The sequence below is a fragment of the Paenibacillus marchantiae genome, assembly GCF_028771845.1.
Taxonomy (GTDB): Bacteria; Bacillota; Bacilli; order Paenibacillales; family Paenibacillaceae; genus Paenibacillus; species Paenibacillus marchantiae.
Genome location: NZ_CP118270.1, coordinates 3,109,919 through 3,128,989, shown reverse-complemented (window position 1 = coordinate 3,128,989; position 19,071 = coordinate 3,109,919). Strand labels below are relative to the sequence as shown.

At 45.9% G+C, this 19,071-nt stretch carries 19 protein-coding genes; 2 read left to right on the top strand and 17 right to left on the bottom strand.

From position 1 onward, the window contains the following. Nucleotides 1-13 precede the first annotated feature (13 nt). From PTQ21_RS14475 to PTQ21_RS14465, 3 genes are read right to left on the bottom strand one after another with little or no spacing between them, the layout of a single operon-like run. A complete protein-coding gene (locus PTQ21_RS14475; RefSeq protein WP_063564250.1) occupies nucleotides 14-916 on the bottom strand; it encodes a carbohydrate ABC transporter permease in 903 nt (300 codons plus the stop codon). Nucleotides 917-934: 18 nt separating this feature from the next. Continuing rightward, nucleotides 935-1,894, bottom strand: a complete 960-nt coding sequence (locus PTQ21_RS14470; RefSeq protein WP_063564249.1) for an ABC transporter permease — start codon at nucleotides 1,892-1,894, stop codon at nucleotides 935-937. Between the two features lie 11 nt (nucleotides 1,895-1,905). Continuing rightward, the gene (locus PTQ21_RS14465; RefSeq protein WP_274570322.1) at nucleotides 1,906-2,670 is read right to left on the bottom strand and encodes an alpha/beta hydrolase; all 765 of its coding nucleotides are present in this window, start codon (nucleotides 2,668-2,670) and stop codon (nucleotides 1,906-1,908) included. A 464-nt stretch (nucleotides 2,671-3,134) separates the two neighbouring features. Here PTQ21_RS14465 and PTQ21_RS14460 point away from each other — a divergent pair, with 464 nt between their 5' ends. Next, a complete protein-coding gene (locus tag PTQ21_RS14460; protein WP_090808690.1) occupies nucleotides 3,135-4,052 on the top strand; it encodes a serine hydrolase domain-containing protein in 918 nt (305 codons plus the stop codon). Beyond that, on the top strand, nucleotides 4,049-4,480 hold the full coding sequence (locus tag PTQ21_RS14455; RefSeq protein WP_274570321.1) for a GNAT family N-acetyltransferase: 432 nt from the start codon (nucleotides 4,049-4,051) through the stop codon (nucleotides 4,478-4,480). The genes PTQ21_RS14460 and PTQ21_RS14455 overlap by 4 nt, the downstream gene beginning before the upstream one ends. Nucleotides 4,481-4,574: 94 nt before the next feature. Here the strand turns inward: PTQ21_RS14455 and PTQ21_RS14450 are convergent, their stop codons facing one another. From PTQ21_RS14450 to PTQ21_RS14385, 14 genes are all read right to left on the bottom strand, one after another. Continuing rightward, nucleotides 4,575-4,829: an AbrB/MazE/SpoVT family DNA-binding domain-containing protein gene (locus tag PTQ21_RS14450; protein ID WP_024629045.1), complete on the bottom strand. Its 255-nt coding sequence runs from the start codon at nucleotides 4,827-4,829 to the stop codon at nucleotides 4,575-4,577. A 170-nt stretch (nucleotides 4,830-4,999) separates the two neighbouring features. Further along, nucleotides 5,000-5,464: a tRNA (uridine(34)/cytosine(34)/5-carboxymethylaminomethyluridine(34)-2'-O)-methyltransferase TrmL gene (trmL, locus tag PTQ21_RS14445; protein ID WP_064639422.1), complete on the bottom strand. Its 465-nt coding sequence runs from the start codon at nucleotides 5,462-5,464 to the stop codon at nucleotides 5,000-5,002. Between the two features lie 137 nt (nucleotides 5,465-5,601). Continuing rightward, complete coding sequence (serC, locus tag PTQ21_RS14440) at nucleotides 5,602-6,711, bottom strand: 3-phosphoserine/phosphohydroxythreonine transaminase (RefSeq protein WP_170867852.1); 1,110 nt, start codon at nucleotides 6,709-6,711, stop codon at nucleotides 5,602-5,604. Nucleotides 6,712-6,923: 212 nt separating this feature from the next. Next, nucleotides 6,924-8,348 carry a type I glutamate--ammonia ligase gene (gene glnA, locus PTQ21_RS14435; RefSeq protein WP_063564243.1) on the bottom strand — a complete coding sequence of 475 codons (1,425 nt, stop codon included), beginning with the start codon at nucleotides 8,346-8,348 and terminating at the stop codon, nucleotides 6,924-6,926. A gap of 414 nt (nucleotides 8,349-8,762) precedes the next feature. Then, nucleotides 8,763-9,827 (bottom strand): 3-deoxy-7-phosphoheptulonate synthase, encoded by a 1,065-nt coding sequence (gene aroF, locus PTQ21_RS14430; RefSeq protein ID WP_063564242.1) that lies wholly within the window; start codon nucleotides 9,825-9,827, stop codon nucleotides 8,763-8,765. Nucleotides 9,828-10,059: 232 nt separating this feature from the next. Further along, entirely contained in the window at nucleotides 10,060-11,013 is a 954-nt protein-coding gene (locus PTQ21_RS14425) for a 4-hydroxy-3-methylbut-2-enyl diphosphate reductase (protein ID WP_163759640.1), read from the bottom strand. Nucleotides 11,014-11,081: 68 nt separating this feature from the next. Beyond that, entirely contained in the window at nucleotides 11,082-12,542 is a 1,461-nt protein-coding gene (locus PTQ21_RS14420) for a sensor histidine kinase (RefSeq protein ID WP_274570319.1), read from the bottom strand. A gap of 1 nt (nucleotide 12,543) precedes the next feature. Further along, entirely contained in the window at nucleotides 12,544-13,233 is a 690-nt protein-coding gene (locus PTQ21_RS14415; RefSeq protein WP_063564239.1) for a response regulator transcription factor, read from the bottom strand. A 195-nt stretch (nucleotides 13,234-13,428) separates the two neighbouring features. Beyond that, nucleotides 13,429-15,126, bottom strand: coding sequence for a S1C family serine protease (locus PTQ21_RS14410; protein ID WP_090808685.1), 1,698 nt, complete (start codon nucleotides 15,124-15,126; stop codon nucleotides 13,429-13,431). Nucleotides 15,127-15,274: 148 nt separating this feature from the next. After that, nucleotides 15,275-15,937, bottom strand: coding sequence for a response regulator (locus PTQ21_RS14405; protein WP_072734028.1), 663 nt, complete (start codon nucleotides 15,935-15,937; stop codon nucleotides 15,275-15,277). Further along, nucleotides 15,934-16,971 carry a HAMP domain-containing sensor histidine kinase gene (locus tag PTQ21_RS14400; RefSeq protein WP_079696552.1) on the bottom strand — a complete coding sequence of 346 codons (1,038 nt, stop codon included), beginning with the start codon at nucleotides 16,969-16,971 and terminating at the stop codon, nucleotides 15,934-15,936. Before PTQ21_RS14400 ends, PTQ21_RS14405 begins: the two co-directional genes overlap by 4 nt. Nucleotides 16,972-16,974: 3 nt before the next feature. Further along, on the bottom strand, nucleotides 16,975-18,036 hold the full coding sequence (liaF, locus tag PTQ21_RS14395; RefSeq protein WP_079696551.1) for a cell wall-active antibiotics response protein LiaF: 1,062 nt from the start codon (nucleotides 18,034-18,036) through the stop codon (nucleotides 16,975-16,977). A 170-nt stretch (nucleotides 18,037-18,206) separates the two neighbouring features. Next, on the bottom strand, nucleotides 18,207-18,392 hold the full coding sequence (locus tag PTQ21_RS14390; protein WP_063564337.1) for a hypothetical protein: 186 nt from the start codon (nucleotides 18,390-18,392) through the stop codon (nucleotides 18,207-18,209). A 115-nt stretch (nucleotides 18,393-18,507) separates the two neighbouring features. Further along, nucleotides 18,508-19,041: a 3D domain-containing protein gene (locus PTQ21_RS14385; RefSeq protein ID WP_083584755.1), complete on the bottom strand. Its 534-nt coding sequence runs from the start codon at nucleotides 19,039-19,041 to the stop codon at nucleotides 18,508-18,510. Nucleotides 19,042-19,071: the final 30 nt, after the last annotated feature.

Below are 19,071 nucleotides of genomic sequence, written 5' to 3'. Positions count from 1 at the left end.
CCTATACGTATAATCAGGTCTTGATAGCCCCTGTTAATACCCCTTTGGCAAAGTGTTTTTGCAGCATTGGGAAGAAACACATAATTGGTACCATGGTGACAAATACTGCCGCCATCTTCATACCCATTGAGAAATTGCTTGCTTGGGCAGCATCCACACTGGATGCATTGGATGCGTTCGTCTGGGAAGTGACGATAATGTTTCTGAGTACATTCTGGAGCGGTAACTGATCCGCTTTTCGAAGGAATATCATCGCATCGTACCAACTGTTCCAGTACGCCACACCATAGAACAATGTGATTGTAGCCATAATTGGTGTAGCCAGCGGAAGAACAACTGAGAACAGAATTCTCCACTCTCCTGCTCCATCCAATCTCGCCGATTCCATCAGCGATTCAGGCAAGGTATAGAAGTAGTTCATCATCAGAATCATGTTGAAAGCACTAAAGCTTCCCGCCAGAATAACGGACCACAGCGTACCTGTAAGGTGAAGTGATTTCATGATCAGGTACAGCGGTACAATACCACCATTAAAGATCATGGTGAACAGTACTAGGAAAAAGAGAAATTTCTTGAACGGAAATTTGTTGCGACTAAGGCCATATGCCATGCTTGTTGTCAGGAACAAGCTGAGTGGCAAACCGATGACTAGCAAAATAATTGTATTTTTGTACCCCGACAGAATCGTTCCGTCAGCGAACAACGCCTTATAGGAATCCAATGTCCATTCTTTAGGGAACATCAAAAATGGATTGTCAGCATATTCTTTTTGTGTTGCGAACGAGATCATGATGACATTCCAGAACGGAATCAGAATCATCAGAGCAAGCACAAGTAAAATGGCGAAAATAATGTAATCGAGAAATGTCATTTTTTCTGTACCAATTCTCGGTTTTTTGTTAGACTTCTTACTCATTTCATTTTTCCTCCTCTCTTATCGGAACAAACCGTCTCCGCCAAGCCACTTGGCAAATCTGTCTGCGAGAAGCAGCAAGACCATATTCACGAGGGAACGGAACAAGCTGACCGCTGTCGAGAATGAGAAGTCCGTTGAGGACTGGAACGTAATCCGATAGATATATACATCCAATACTTCCGATACATTTTTAGTTGCGGCATTTGCCAAGTTGAAGATCTGGTCGAAACCGGAAGACATCAATCCACCAACCGACAGAATGAACATGACGGTGATTGTTGGAAGTATGTTTGGCAATGTAATCTTGAACATCTGCTGCATACGGGAAGCGCCGTCAATCTGCGCCGATTCATACTGATCCTGATCAATACCGGAAATGGCTGCCAGGAAGATAATCGCACCCCATCCGCTTGATTTCCAAATATCCGTCAACAGCAGCATCGGTACAAAGTTAGACTCGGAACCCAGGAAGTTAATGGTTGGCAATCCAAGCAAACCAAGTGCGCTGTTTACCAGTCCGTCATAAGCCAAGACGTTGATGACTACCCCGGATACGATGATCCATGAAAGGAAGTGAGGGAACGTAAGAACCGTCTGGAACCACTTTTTCCCTCTGCGCATCCGCAATTCATTCAACAACAGGGCAAGAATAATCGGGAACGGGAACTGAATAATCAGTTTTAGAATGTTGATGTACAGCGTCCGCCATACCGCGTCAATAAAGGTTGGATCCCGGAAAACGTATTTGAAATTCTCAAATCCGCTCCATGGGCTTCCCCAAATCCCCAGGTTTGCCTTGTAGTCTTTAAACGCAAGAGACAGGCCACCCATTGGCATGTAGGCAAACAGGATCAGCCAGACGAGCCCTGGAATAAGCAGGGTGTACGTCATTCTGTGCTTCCAGATTTCACTCCAGAGCGAATTGCCTTTCAAGTTTCCCTTCAGCTTTTTGCTAGGTCCTTCGGCTGCAGGTTTCAAATTGCATCTCCTCACTCTACTTTGGTCTTGTCGTTATACAGAAAATCAAACATTGTTCTCAGGTGTTGCTCCCAGAATCTCCATTCATGGGTACCCGGTGTCTCCACATACCGAAACTCAAAATTCGTTTCCTGCATGTATTCCGCGAATTTGCGATTCATATCCACAAACGGATCAATGTCACCACAACAACTCAGAATATCCGGTAAATCTCCACCTTGCTTCAACAGCTTGGCAGACAGTGCGTACAGGTCCTGATCAGGTTTTACCTGTAACCGTTCTCCAAAAACCGCTTTCATTTCCTTGATCATGCCTGATGGCATCTCCGGATCGTGAAGCCGGGTCTGAATATCAGTTACACCTGATAAGGACACCGCTTTGCGGTACCTCTCGGGATATGTCAGTGCACATTTCAATGCACCGTACCCACCCATGGATAGACCGGCTACGAAAGTCTTTGCCGGGTCTGTATTGAGATTGAGCTGACTCCTGCAGAATTCAGGCAGCTCCTGAGTGATGTAATGGAAGTAATTCAGGCCGTATTCCATATCGGTGTAATAGCTTCGGTTCGCTTCCGGCATAATGATGGTACAGCCATATTGTTGCGCATACATTTCAATTGTAGTCAAACGTTGCCATGTACTTGCGTTATCGCCTGCCCCATGCAGCAAATATAGCGTACCGCCTGAAGTGTCTCCGGAGTCACTGGACACTACATGTATGCTTGTATTCATGCATAACGTAGGCGATCCGGTTTCGATCGTTATATGCGCCATATGTAACCCCTTTCATCGTCGGCTGCTGTCTGTAAACTTCTGTTTCTCTGCCTTTTTGTTGCAACTTCCAGTGATTCCCCCGTATTTCGCTCGGTTATCGAAACGATTTTCTCGAATCGTTTCAAAACATAGCCAACGTTGATTTACTTGGACTTGATTACAACACATTTTACGTGGAAGCGATTTCTTCGAATCGTTTCGAATAAATCATAATCCCGAAGTACAAACCCTGTCAATAACCTTTTTACAAATTTCGCGCTTTTTTCTCAAAAAACTGATTTTCTGTGATAAAATTTGCGTCAAAAGGCACTTTTAATTTGAAACAATTTCCTTTAAGTAACCGTTTGCACCTATTCATTGACATTGAACTTCGTTTGTACTAACATAAGTTCTAATTTTTGATCCAGATTGCGGAAACGTTTCACCAACAGTTAAAATTCTTCTTTTTTAGAAAGGATGTTAAGATGTCTAGTATTATTAATTCTTTTGTTCATCATATAGATGAGCAGCAGTTAAACGTTCATTCTGTTCGGGTATTGCAGAAAGGGGTTACAATCGGAGCGTGGGATCGCACCAGCGATATGCGCCGCTTACAGCATTCTGTCAGCAAATCGTTCACCTGCATGGCGATTGGACTTGCTTTGGATGCGGGCACACTTACACTTGAATCCAGACTAGGAGACTATTTCACATCACCAACACCTGCTTCCCATTTAACAGCCTTCCCTCCTGCGGACCTCACCCTGTACGATTTGCTGCGAATGTCATCGGGGCATGACGTACCTGTGTTATGGGCAGAAGAGCGAGCCACCCTTCCTGAGAAAGATTGGGCGAAATATTACATGTCCCTTCCTTTGAACAGAGTTCCTGGTGAAACGTTTACATACAGCAGTGCAGATACGTTTATGATCTCCGCCATGTTCCAGGCTGCCTCTGGTCAAACCGTTAAGGACTATCTGACTCCCCGGCTATTCGAGCCACTGGGCATTACGAATGTAGAGTGGGAGACTTCTCCCTTAGGCATTACATTGGGCTGTGCGGGCCTGCAACTCACCAATGAGGAATTAGGCAGGTTCGGTCAACTGTTGCTTCAGGAGGGCCACTGGAACGGCGAGCAGCTCATTCCTGCGGAATGGATCCGATTAGCGACAACACAACAGATCCCTACACCAGGAGACGGCGACTGGGGACAAGGTTATGGATATCAATTCTGGAGATGTTCCCATAACGCTTACCGTGCTGATGGCGCCAATGGTCAACTATGTGTTGTCCTACCGGAGCTGGAGTCCGTCGTTGCCATCAATAGTGATGAACAAAATATGCAAGCCATTCTTGATCATGTATGGTCAGATATATTGCCTATTCTGGAGGGGATCATTTGATTATACGAGCAGCCACTCAGGCAGATTATGCGGAGTTGAGAATCATCTATCTCGAGTCGCGACGTGCCCGGTTCCACTGGGCTAAGCCGGAAGAGCTGTCCCTACAGGATTTTGATACAGACACCGTTGAAGAATATATCCTCGTGGCTGAAAATGAAGAAGGACAGCTTCTCGGCTTCGCTTCGCTATATCTTCCCGAGAACTTTATTCACCTTCTGTTTATCCATCCCTGTTTTATCGGCGGGGGTACAGGTTCACGCTTACTTGATGCGTCAATTTCACTTATGCAGCAGCCTGTTCGATTGAAATGTGTATCTGATAATCATAAAGCAATTGGCTTTTACGAACGACAGGGTTGGAAAAAAGTCATTGAAGAAGGTACACCCGGGGAGAAATATTGGGTGATGGAATACAACACGAATAGCTGAATCCATTCGTTTGATCCCGGTAAATTGGAAGTGGACATGATTTTTCCACACAAAAAAAGTATCATGACCTTTAGAGGCCATGATACTTTTTATTTTACCCGTGCTGTGGAAGCTGGGTCATTTCATCTAAACATTGTGCGCATATGTAACGCTCTTTGAACTCATTGACTTCTTCCATCGATCCACAAAAAATACATTTTGGACGGTATCTCTCCAGAATGATATGGTCCCCTTGTACTAAGATCTCTACAGGATCTCCCTCATTCATTTGATACCTTTTACGCAAAGATTTAGGCAATACGATCCTACCCAATTGGTCAACTTTGCGAACGACTCCAGCTGGCTTCATAGCTACGGCACACCTCTCCTATCTTACTCTAAATTTCTAGGTACATTTGTACTATGTTTATTAATTCGCCAAGATTTTGTCGAATCCTGCTGGAAATAAACATTTTTTGTCCTTTTTTTTGAAAAATGTTTTTTTAGCGAATTCTAACCGTCACTTATACGCGAATTGGATTAATCAAGACCCGGGAAATTAAGTTGACGCAAAGCCTCATACACAATGATTGCTGCTGAGTTTGACAAGTTCAATGATCTGACATCACCTGTCATTGGCATCTTCATACAAGTATCTGGATTAGCAGCAATTAACTCTGGAGGAAGGCCTTTGGTCTCTTTACCGAACACCAGAAAATCTCCATCTTGAAACTTAAAATCGCTATAACGGTTCTTTGCCTTCGTGGTTGCGTAGAAAAAACGCCCATCTGGATACTGTTCCTGAACCTCGGCAAACGAATCATGATATTCAATATGAACGGCATGCCAGTAATCCAGACCCGCGCGTTTCAGTGTGGCATCATCCGTACGGAATCCGAGTGGACGCACGAGATGCAAATGTGTGCCGGTAGCCGCGCATGTACGAGAAATATTGCCCGTATTTGCTGGAATCTCCGGTTCAACCAAAACGATATGTAAAGCCATATGTGTTCAATCTCCTTTTCATTTCATGTAAACGACAATTCTCTAATCTTAAAGAAAAGCCCTCCACACGTCAATGTGGAAGGCTCTGGTAGAGCACAAGTGTGAATGCTTGAATTCACAACTCGCTGCCAGGTTATTTATCCATTTGTCTTCTGGAAGTGGCTCATGAAGTCCGTAAGTGCTTTAACACTTTCATATGGAGCAGCATTGTAAATGGAAGCACGCAGGCCGCCAACACTCCGATGCCCTTTCAGACCAACAAATCCTTCTTGCTCCGAAGCCTTGATAAACTGTTTCTCCAAGTCCTCGTTAGCTAAGCGGAAGGTCACATTCATCAGGGAACGATCTGCCGGATTTACACAGCCACGGTAGAAGTCTCCGGAGGAATCGATCGCATTATAGAGCAAATCCGCTTTCTTCACGTTCTTCTGTTCAATTCCAGCCAATCCGCCTTGTTCCTCGATCCATTTCAGAACCTCATTCACCATGTATACGGAGAAGGACGGTGGTGTATTATAGAGAGAATTGTTGTCCACATGTGTACTATAACGAAGCATCGTCGGAATCGTTTTAGGAGATTCACTAACCAGTTCTTCGCGAGCAATAACAACCGTAATCCCTGATGGGCCCAGGTTCTTCTGTGCACCCGCATAGATCATGCCGAATTGATTAAGGTCAAACGGTTTGCAGAAAATGTCACTCGACATGTCGGCAATAAGTGGAACTGAACCGGTATCCGGGAATGACTTGAATTGAGTTCCCTCAATTGTTTCGTTAGACGTCAAATGAACATAAGCTGTGCGATCCGGGAAGCTAAGATTCGACACATCCGGCAATTTCATATATTTATCCGCTTCGGAAGATGCAGCGACCTGCGTCTCCCCAATCAGTTTCGCCTCAGACAGTGCCTTCTTGGCCCAGCTGCCTGTCATGACGTAACTGGCTGTCTGCCCTTCCCCGAGCAGGTTCATCGGCAGCATGGCGAACTGAGTGCTGGCTCCGCCCTGAAGGAAGAGGACCTTGTATCCCTTGGGGTTGCCTAGCAGAGACAACAAACGCTCCTGAGCTTCATTATGTACAGATTCGTACACCGCTCCACGGTGAGACATCTCCATAATCGACATCCCTGTATTCCGAAAATCAACAAATTCTGCCTGAGCACGCTCCAGAACCTCAAGTGGCAACGCCGCAGGTCCTGCATTAAAATTATACGCTCTCTTTGTCACAAAATCCCCCGCCCTTTCCATCCGTAGCTGACATATGAAGTGAATATTATCGCTATGATATCAGTATTCCCTATCTGCTTCAAGGGCAATAAGCACCGAAGCTGCGAATCAGGGTTATCAAATTCCTTTATCACCCTGCAAAGTTAATGCACTACATCGTTCAATTCAAGGAAAAGCCTCCGAGAGCGAGTCCCGGAGGCTTTACATTGGGAACAGTTTCTGTTCCGACTGGATTAGCAGTCGAAGTAGAGGCTGTACTCATGCGGATGAATGCGAATTGCCACTGCTTTTGCTTCGTCACGTTTGAGGTTGATATAGTTTTCGATGAATTCTTTCGTGAAGACGCCACCTTCAGTCAAGAATTCGTTGTCCGCTGCCAGAGCGTCAAGCGCTTCTTCCAGGGAAGCTGGCACACTGCGGATATTTTCTTTGTCTGCATCAGACAAATCATAGATGTTTTTGTCGAGTGGACCATATCCAAGCTCAGTTGGGTTGATTTTGCGTTTGATTCCATCCAGACCCGCCATCAGCATTGCAGCGAAAGCCAGATAAGGGTTAGCTGTGGAGTCCGGTGTACGGAACTCGATACGACAACCTTTTGGTGTCACAGCTGCAACCGGAATACGTACTGCTGCCGAACGGTTACCTTTGGAGTAAACCAGGTTAACCGGTGCTTCATAACCAGGTACGAGACGTTTGAATGAGTTCGTACTAGGGTTAGTCAAAGCAATCAGAGCTGGTGCGTGGTACAAAATGCCTCCGATGTAGTGCAGAGCCATTTCGCTCAGGTTTGCATATCCCGCTTTGTCATAGAACAATGGGGAATCGCCATCGAAGATGGATTGGTGAACGTGCATTCCGCTACCATTGTCACCAAACAGTGGTTTTGGCATGAATGTTGCTACTTTACCATATTGACGTGCAGTGTTATGCACGATGTATTTGTATACAAGCAGGTTATCTGCTGTTTTCTTCAACGTATCAAAACGGAAGTTAATTTCGGCTTGACCCGCTGTCGCCACTTCGTGGTGATGACGCTCGATCGACAGGCCCGCTTCTTCCAAAATGCGACACATTTCACTACGAATATCTTGTTGTGTATCCACTGGAGCTACAGGAACGTATCCGCCTTTAGTGCGAACTTTGAAGCCCAGGTTACCGCCATCTTCCTTACGGTTGGTGTTCCAAGAAGCTTCTTCGGAATCTACGAAATAGGAAGAGCTGTTCGTGCCGCTCTCATAACGTACATCGTCGAAGATGAAGAATTCGGATTCAGGTGCGAAAAATGCTGCTGTACCTACTCCGCTTTCTTTCAGGAACTCTTCGGCTTTGACTGCGATACCGCGTGGGTCACGCTCATAACGCTCCCCATCCGGAGTGAAGATATCACACATAACATTCAATGTAGGGTGTGCTGTGAACGGATCGACAAAAGTCGCTTCAGGATCTGGAATCATAACCATATCGGACTCTTCAATTCCGCGGAAACCTTGAATAGAAGAACCATCAAAGGCTACTCCATTTACAAAAGTGTCTGCGTCAACTGCCGAAGCTGGTAACGAGATGTGGTGCGCACGACCGGATAAATCTACAAAACGAAAATCTACCCACTCGATGTTGTTCTCTTGAATTGATTTCAATACGTTTTCAACCGACATGTATTCGTCCTCCCAAATATTCCGAACATTAAACAACCCCGCTAAGAAAATGTCCATATTCGAATTTTTTTCTGTCGTCATTATAAAATCTCAAATGTGACATCGTCAATACTTATGTAAGGTATTTTTTGCAACTATGTAAGCTATGCTAACATTTTATAAACCTATTGATTTCACTTAACAACGTAAATAAACTATATTTAACTGGTTTAATGCGGTAAAGCAGGGGTATATTTAGCCTAAATTATGGGAATAACATTACATCATAAATGTTTCTTATCACCTATGATTAATAAATGCGTTCAAGGCTCCAAATAACATAAAAACCGGACATTTTGTCCTAGCCTCATTCTCATCGAACGGAGCCAGGGCAGATGCCCGGATGATATATATTACCTATATTATGAAGATCAGTTATACGCCTACTCGTGCTGGAAAGAACTCCGCCGGTTGTTTGGCTGTGTTGAATGTTTTACCCACGATTGGTGCCAATTTCTCCAGATCCTGAAGCAGGTTGGCAAATTGATCAGGGAACAAAGATTGTACACCGTCACCCGTCATGGAGTTATCCGGGTCCGTATGCATTTCGATAATTAGGCCGTTAGCACCAGCAGCAACAGAAGCCTTCGTCATCGGTTCAACCAGCTCACGGCGACCCGTACCATGACTTGGGTCCGAAATGACTGGCAGATGACTGAGAGACTGCAGAACAGGGATGGCCGACAAGTCGAGCGTATTGCGTGTGTAGGATTCGAATGTACGAATACCACGCTCACACAACATTACATTCGGGTTGCCACCCGCAAGAATGTATTCAGCCGCATTCAACAGCTCATCATAAGTTGCACTGAAACCACGTTTCAGCAGTACCGGTTTGCCACACTCACCCAATTTGCGCAGCAAATCGAAGTTCTGCATGTTCCGTGTACCTACTTGCAGAATGTCTGCGTACTCGGCACAAATATCCACATATTCAGGCGTCATGACTTCTGTAATGGTCAACAGGTCATGTTTCTTGCCTGCTTCAGCCATCATGATCAGACCTTCAACACCCGTTCCCTGGAAGCTGTACGGACCTGTACGTGGCTTAAATGCACCACCGCGAAGCACCTGTCCACCAGCAGCCTTAACCAGCCCGGCAATCTCATCAATCTGTGCAGCTGATTCAACCGCACAAGGTCCGCCCATAACGACGAGTTCTTTGCCGCCAATATCTACTCCTTTGATGGAGATTACGGTATCTTGAGGATGGAAGTCACGGCTTGCCAATTTGTAAGACTTCGAAATCTTGACGACATTCTCCACACCTTTCATTTGACGGAGATGCTCAGCCATTTTCGGCTCTACTTTACCAATCAAACCAATGATGGTGCGGTCCTCTCCACGCGAGATATGAACCTGAAGCCCTTCCTTTTCAATTGTAGCGACGATATCCTGAATATGTTCCTCCGGAGTAGCTTTACCTGCAATAACGATCATTATAAATCCCATCCTTCCTTGTATGAGAGCGCCTAAGCGCGTCTGATTTAATCTCCAAAACTCTTCTTCACTTAAACGCTTGTTCGCTTTTAAGCTTTTATCCACTAAAGTAAATATAACATATTCACCCTTTTCAGTCAAGCCGACTCTTATCCCCTTCAAAAAAAAGAATCCTACAGTCAGTCACCGGAATTCGGCTCTGTGCTGCAAGATTCTTATATTAATGTTTTGTTTACGTCGTACGAGTCTTTTCCCTTACAGGAGGCAGTAGCTTGCTCATATTCACCGTACGTTTGATTTCCCATGTTTCCGGCTTGTCATGTTCATACTGCTCCAGATACAGGATGACTTCCTTCGTGATCGGAGTTGGCGTAGAAGCGCCTGAAGTAACCGCCACCTTATTCACACCTTTTAGCCATTCCTGCTGTATCTCAGCCACATCTGATACACGATATGCCGTTACACCCGCAATTTCCTCCGATACTTGTGCAAGTCGGTTGGAGTTATTACTGCGAGGATCACCTACAACAATGACCAGATCTGCCTGCCCTGCCTGTTCCGCTACAGCTTCCTGACGGACTTGGGTAGCCAAGCATATCTCATTATGAATTTCTGCGCCTGGATACTTCTCCAGAAGACGGCTCATAATGTGTTTGATGTCCCATTGACTCATCGTTGTCTGATTTGTGATAAGGATTTTGCCAGGAGGTACGTTCAGTCCGTCAATCTCCTCTTCCTTCTCGATCAGATGAACATGATCGGGTGCAACACCAACCGCACCTTCCGGCTCTGGATGGTTCCTTTTCCCGATATAGATAATGTCATACCCTTCAGCCGTCTTCTCCCGAATAAGGTCATGGGTTTTGGTTACATCCGGACAAGTTGCATCCACTGTAGTCAGACCTTTATCACGTGCCATCTTGCGCACTTCCGGAGATACACCATGGGCTGTAAAGATCACTGTTCCGCTCTCTACCTGGCTCAAAATATCAATCCGGTTCGGTCCGTCCAGTGTAATAATGCCCTCATCTTCAAAAGAGTCCGTCACATGTTGGTTATGCACAATCATACCCAATATATAAATAGGCCGTGGTAGGTCCAGATTGCGTGCCGCCTGGCGCGCGAGCACCATCGCATCCACAACTCCGTAACAATATCCCCGCGGCGAAATTCGCAGTACTTCCACTTGGTTGCCACCCGCTTTCTTTCTCGGCAAAGATAGCCGATGTAATTGCAGTCCTGTCTATTATAACCTTATTCGATAGGCGGAGCAAAGACAACCGGCAACCAAATGATAAAGGTCGTTCCTTCTCCACGTCTGGTTACAACCTCGACAGACCCTTGGTGTTCCTCTATGATCCACTTGGCAATCGACAGCCCCAGACCTATACCTGGTGTGGCACCGCGCGACTCATCTGCCCGATAGAACCGGTCAAAGATAAATGGAACTTCATCCCGATCCATTCCTATGCCCGTATCACTGATGCGCAGTCCCACCTGACCTTTATAAAGTATTGCATCAAGCGTAACCGAGCCATCTGGAGTGTACTTGAAAGCATTCTCGATAAAAATAAACAACATTTGCTGCAAATAGTCCTTGCTCCCGTTCACATAAATGCCATTCAAAATCGATAGATCACTTGGACGCCAGTCAGCCTGGTGATCAAGGAATTGCGATCTGCGAGCCACTTCCTGCACCAGAATCTGCAACGGGATCGGATTCAGTTCGATTTTCTGTCCTGTATCGGCTCTGGCCAAAGACAACATGTCACTAATCAGTCTGCTCATGCGTTTGCCTTCATCCGCCATGTCCTCTATCGCTTCAAGCGACATTTGTTTAACCGTTTCTTCGTCCAGATTCGGTCGGTCCGTGCTCTCCTGATCCCATAGCTTCTTAAGGAAATCCACATTGCCACGGATCGTGGTCAGCGGTGTACGCAGCTCATGTGAAGCATCAGATACAAATCTGCGCTGAGCTTTATTCGTCTCCTCGAGCCCGCGGAATGACAGCTCTGTTCGTTCAAGCATATTATTAACTGTTTCAATCAGACGCCCAATCTCATCCTTGGGACCTGTGTATTGAATACGCACACTAAGGTCATCCCCGGATTGAATCTGATTGGCGGCATCAATCACATTGACGAGCGGACGCATGGATTTACGAGCCAGAATCAGACCCGAAGTAATGGCAAGTGCCATCGCTACAAGCCAGCCAAAAACCAGAATATTTCGCAGAGCTTCCAGCAATCGTTCCTGGGAACTAACATTGGCACCGACTTGAAGGAGCCCCCTTATTTCATTGGTCCCCTGAAGAGACAAGGGCTGTTGATTCACCAAGAAAGGGGTCCCATTGACATAGATCTTGGATATGCCACGCTTTTTCTGAATCTCATTGGATTTCACAACGGGAAATTGAATCTGAAGTTTCTCCATATTGCCTGAGATTTTACCAGATCTGCTCTGGTAGTCCCACAACTGGATGTATATCTGAGCTTCCTGAAGCTGACTTTCCGTAAAAGGGTCCAGGTCCAGCGACTGTGAGAGCGGATTGACACCAATCTGATTCGTAATTCGTTCACTTTTATCTTTCAGTTGCTGTTCCACTTCTTGATACGTATTAAAATAAACAAAAGCGTAGATCACAACTCCCCAAAAAATGAGTACGGCTGCCAAGATGCCTGAATACCACGCGGTTAATCTTAACCGAATGGACATGTCAGGAGTCACCCCTCAAAATATAGCCGGCTCCCCGGATCGTCTGGATCAAACGTTTGCCGCCGTATTCTTCGGTTTTTTGTCTGAGCATGGCAATATACACTTCGAGCACATTGGATTCACCACTGTAATCATAACCCCAGATTTTATCCATAATCAGATCACGGGACAGCACACGTTTCGGATTTTGCATGAACAGATTCAGCAATTCGAACTCCTTGGCAGTCAGTTCCAGACGCTGACCGTCACGCAACACCTCACGAGAATCATTATCCAGAATAATATCCTCATACATAAGTCGATTATCAGGCGTGTCTGCTATATCCGCTTTACGACGCAATAAGGCACGGACACGAGCCAACAGTTCTTCAAGCGCAAACGGCTTCACGAGATAATCATCTGCACCTGTATCGAGCCCAATTACCCGGCTCTGTACTTCATCTTTGGCAGTGAGCATTAGCACGGGCACTTTGCTCCCCGCTTCTCTGAGTCTGCGGCATACTTCAAACCCGTCAATTTGCGGCATCATGACATCAAGAACCACGATATCCGGCTCTTTATCCATCAGCTTACTGAGGCCCTCCGCCCCATTCGAAGCTGTCTGTACCTCATATCCTTCAAAAGCAAGTCCCCGCCGAAGCATGGAAACGATTTTTTCATCATCATCAACAATCAGAATAGTTGAGCGCATGGTCTTTCTCCTTTATCCCTTAACGTTTTAATCTTATTGTAACAGCCAAAAGCGCAATCTGCATCTTTCCAAACACCTTGTTGCTTTGCGAGTCAGACCTTGATGGAGTACAAACGAATATAGTGCAAAAAAAGCGAAAGGGCCCTCGAACCCTTCCGCTCTTCTAAACCTTATTCTATAACCCATAATTCGGCATTATGGTTGTTGTTGCTGTTGATCCGTCGTTTGTGTAGTATCATAATCGTTTTTGTTGCCGATTTTGAGTTTCACATCCATTTTTTTACCGTCCCGAACAACATTCAGTGTCACTTCACTGCCAATTTCCTGTTTCTTGATGAAATCAATCAAATCCTGACTTGTGCTGTATGCTGTGCCATTGGCACCTGTGATGATGTCATAAGCACGCAGGTCTGCTTGGTAAGCAGGGGATTGATAGATCGTGCTGGCTACAACTGAACCTTCAGTGATATCCGTTCCCATCTGTTTAGCCACTTCAGGCGTAAGGGCCATCAGAGATGCACCAATGAACGGTACGGGCTCTTTGGGAACTTCTTTATTTTCTTTCAAATATTTAACCGCATCCGAGATTACACTCGAAGGAATGGCAAACCCAATACCCTGGGCATCCGCGCTAACCGCAACGTTCATACCAATGACTTCACCATTCAGGTTAAGCAATGGTCCACCGGAGTTACCAGGATTGATGGAAGCATCCGTTTGTAACAAGTGGCTGTACTCACGAGTTTTGCCGGTTTCTTCGTCCGGAATGCTGATGGTACGTTCTTTCGCACTCAACACACCTGCAGTAACTGTGTGTTCAAATCCTTCCGGGTTACCAATAGCTACAAGCCATTCACCAACTTGAGTACTGTTAGAATCGCCCAGTGGAGCGACAGGGAAAGCATCATCGCCACTGTTTTTCTCAATTTTCAATACGGCAAGGTCAAGGTCGAAGCTGCTTCCCAGCAATTTTGCTTCATACGGTTTGCTGTTGTTCTCCAGCGTTACCTGAATCACATCTGCACCCTGAACCACGTGTTGGTTCGTCAGGATGTAGCCTTCTTTGTCAAAAATAAATCCGGAACCAATGCCGAGCGGAACCAACTGATTGCTGCTTTGTTGCTGTTGCTGCTGATTATTTTGGCCTTGGTAGCTATCTGTTCCACCATTGCTTCCGTTACCAAAGAAGTATTGGTACAATGGATCGCTCATCGTAGAACCACCCTGGCTGCTGCTGCGTGTAGACTGCTTGGCAAGTGTTTCGATTTTGACGACAGCCGGACTTGTACTCGTTACTACAGAGGATACATCCTCTTTGCCCGTTGGCAGTAATGACGCTGTCACGTTATTGCTGCTGCCTGAGTTAGTAGGAGAAGATGACTGACTGGAGCTTTCATTGTCTGCACTTGTCAGTGCTTCCTGTGGTGTAAACATGTTTGTTCTGTCCGCTGTATACATCAGCACTGTAATGACCAGCATCCCGGCGATAAAAGAGAACAGGAGCGATCTTACGGAAGAACGTGGCCGACGGTTATTATAATTCCAATTCCCATTGTTCTTGCCGCCGTTCCCCTGATCTCCTCCGTTGCCTGAACCATTGCCGCCGCCCCCTCTGGAGGACGTATTAGCTTGATCAGATGATTCGTTATTGTAATTACTGTAGTAAGTAGGTACGGGCTTCACGGGTTCAGGTCTTGTAATCTCTACATTTCCTTCTTCACGTTGATTATGTTCCCCATTATGACTTGCTGTATCTTCCTGATTCACGGACTGAAAAGGTCCGTAAGAATAATAATAGGAGGAATCGTCCGTCCCTGATGAATTGCGATTCTCCGCTTGTTTAGTTTCATTTTCCTCGTCTTGACGGTTCGCTCTGTAATTACGTTCGTCCATGCCTCTCTACCTCCCAATCTCTTCTTCGCAAGAGATATTCTTTAACTGTCCTTATTTTGTACTTTAAACCTTAACCGTACCTTAAAAACAATTAAAAAGGAGATAAAAGCACGCTGTTATAGAACATTTTTCCCGCCAAATCTGCATTCTAACCCTTATTCTTCACCCAGCCCTGACGATGAGCGTAGATTGCCAGCTGTGTCCGATCGTCCATTTCACATTTCATCAGCAGATTGCTCACATGAGTTTTGACGGTTTTGATACTAATATGTAGTTCTTCCCCGATGTCCTTATTGGTCTTGCCCTCTGCAATCAGCAAAAGCACTTCCTTTTCCCGTTCCGTCAGGCCGGATTCGTTCTCTCTTGCTGTGCGCTGCCTGATGCCACGGGTCAATGCCTGTGATACGTCGCCTGTCATTACAGGCATACCTCGGTATGCTCCTTGCAGAGCGTAGATCAACTCTTCAGCAGATACTGTCTTCAGCACATAACTGACCGCACCGGCTTCAATCGCTTGTACCACAAGGTCATCCTCCAGAAAACTGGTCAGCATCACAATTTTCATCCCCGGAAATTCGGTCATAATCGCTTGTGTCGCTTCCGCGCCATTCATTACCGGCATCATCAAGTCCATCAGGATCAGGTCAGGCAGTTCGTTTTCTCCCAGCTTGCGCAGCTGATTCAATGCATCCTGTCCGTTACCTGCTTCCCCCATCACATGAAATGTAGGCTCCAGCATAAGATACGTTTTTAACCCCATCCGCACCATATCATGATCATCCACAATCATTACATTTATTATTCCGCTCATTCCGTTTCCCCCTCTGGTTCTTTCGGGAATTTCGGGATGAATACCCGCACCGTCGTCCCCGCTCCCGGCTTCGATATAATCTGAACCTGACCCCCAAGCTTCTCTGCCCGTTCACGCATCGTTGATAATCCGTATGAACCAGGCCGTTCCGCTTGCTGCAAAAACCCCTGACCGTCATCGCTAATGCTCATGCTGATCTGATGTTCACTCTCTCGTATGGACAGGCTGACCAGACCCGCTTCCGCATGTTTTACCACATTAGCGACCGCTTCCTGAATAACAAGAAACAGCTGGTGCTCGATGGCATCGGAAATTCCGCCATCCAGTTCCAGCTCTTTCACTCCTTTTAAACCATTCTGCCTGCAATAATCCGGGAACCAGCTATCCAGCGCTTCGCCAAGATTCCTTCCCTCCAACTCCACTGGGCGAAGCTGAGCGATAAGCCCACGCATCTGCCGCTGTGCGATATGCGACATCTGAATAAGTTGCTCCAACACTTTGCTACCATGCTCGGGATTCATCTCCAGCAAACGTGGTAAGGAAGAAGCCGACATATGCATGGCAAAAAGCTGCTGGCTGACCGTATCATGCAAATCTCTTGCCATCCTTTTTCGTTCTTCAATCACAGCGCGTTCGGATGCCTGTTCCTTTTCAATGACTTCCTGCTCACCAAGCCGCTGAAGCAATCTCATTTTTTTCTCAATCGAATCCATCATGACATTGAATTCCTGATATACCCGTCCGAAGGAGGCATCATCTGCCTCAGGCATACGAACAGCGAGATTGCCCTTAGACACTTTCAGCATGTTGAGATCCAGAAGATCAATCTTGCGTTGAAGCCGTAAGGCGGCAATATAGCCCGTGATTACGGTAGCCAGGAGTACAACAGCAACATAGGTCCACGCACGCTGACGCCCTGTTCCCATCAGCACTTCCCCGTACAGCAAGTAAAACCCGCCCAAAGTAATGAGTCCGGTCAGCGCAAAATACATCATCAGTTCCCACTTATTTGCTTTGAGAATCGTTCGAATCATGCGTTAACCCACCTTGTTCACTTTGACATCTCCAATAAACACACTAACGACAATCCGTACTTTTTTTCCTGCTTCGCGATAATGCGCCGTTTCAGCCTGAGCACTGCTTAGGAATCCACCCCGTTTTTGATTTAACAGCGACATGTCCCCAATAAACGAGTTTGTCGTCACAGTCACACCGAGATCCATATCTTCAGGAACAAATACCTTCACATCCCCAATAAAAGAGGAAATGTTAATTTTCGTCTCACCGTAAGGTATTTGCGCCTTCGTCAAATCAATCACCGTATCGCCAATAAATGCCGAAATATTCATCGGTTTCAGGGAGAACACTTCCTGTCCCATATACATATCACCGATAAATGCCGATTTGTTAATTGTATTCCCATGGCCACCATAGTAATTCGGATCATCATCATAGTGGTCATCGTTATCAAATGTTCCATATTCCTTTTTACTTGAACCGTAACCTTTATGCTTGTGATGATGATGTTGATGTTGATGTTTATGATGGTGTTGATGTCCGTGTGTTTTAGGGTCTTCCTTATCTGTATAGAATGAGCCATGTGAATCATTCTTGTGTTCCTGTTCCGGTTTGCCAAATGTTTTCTCGAACTGTTCATCAAACGAAGACGGCATTTCCAGGTCCTCAGGGGACAATGGCTTATAAGGTGGCTCCGGTGGAGGAGGCGGTGGTACTTGGTCATGGTGTTTCCGGTCACGACGACGGGGTCCGATCAGAACGAACAATCCCCCACCAATCAGCATTACCGGAATTAGGTAGCGAATGAACTCGCCCATGGAATAATCAATCCACCCCAGATTGCGTGCCAAGAAGTATCCACCAATCGCCAGTACAATGGCCGGTCCAATCAATGCATGACTCCCATTACGCCGAATTTCGGTTATACCTTTTACACCCCACCAAATCAAAAATAACGGCCAATATGTTCTGAACATGTATCCGATATCTATGTCATATCCCAATTGCCTGAACAATATTATTGCGCCAATCGCAATAAGAGGAATGCCAACCCACCAGCGGTCCCGCGTAGATCGTTTCATCGCTCATGTCTCCTTTGTCTGTATTCTGTATCCAGTTTACATCAGACAAGGATTGGTTAACAGCGGCGGCAGATGGAATTGATCTCAGTCTCCAGACCGAGACGGAAGGGTATTTATGTAAAATATTAAAAACACCCTGGAGAAATACTCCAAGGTGTCTGTGCATTGATTTACTTTTGTGATTTGCCTGTGTTCTCAGTACCGAACTCAGCATTGTATTTTTCATCAGGTGTTTGGAAGTTATCCTTCACTTTGTTTTGGTGCGATTGTTTCACTTTGCTTGCTGCATTCTCTTCTCCAAACTCTGCATTGTACTTCTCGTTTGGCGTTTGTGAACCTTGAGATTTCTTAGCCACGACGATCACCTCTCTCTTCATATTTACATTGCATGTCTGCAACGCGGGGTTCGTCCCCAGAGAGTATTATGTGAAGAGTGCGCGTGCGTTATTCATGTATTAAAATTCATCATCATTATACGGCCTTGTCCAGCCATGAATCGGGTACGGATTTGTACACATCGATGGCTTCTGATAATTCTTCCAGCATTTTTTCAGTGCATTTTCCAGCACCTTGTTTGATCACCTGTACTTCGACGTCCTTTTTGCCCCATTCTTTATACACTTGCTTTGTGGTAGGGAAATAAAGATCAATTTTATTGCCCTTGATCGCCGAGCCCGTGTCTGCAACGATGCCGTAACCGTAACCGGGAATATATAAAATGGAACCCAGTGGGAACAGCTTCGGATCAGCTGCAATCGTTGAGACCGTTTCTTTATCACGGCGCACCTTTACACCTGAATACGTGATTCCGTATTGAGGATGTTTTGGGCCTTTTCCGGTTGATTCCACACCTGCAGTGTATCCGGTAGCCGTCACTTTATGCGTGTCCAACACCTGTTCTGTACGCGGAGCGAGCACCGGCATGGATGGGTCAACTCCGGTCTGCTTCTCCGGAACTTCCGGCCGTAGAATAACAATAGGCTGTGGAGACCATAAAAACCCCATATAGACCAAGGTTGTGAGCTGAGCCTGATC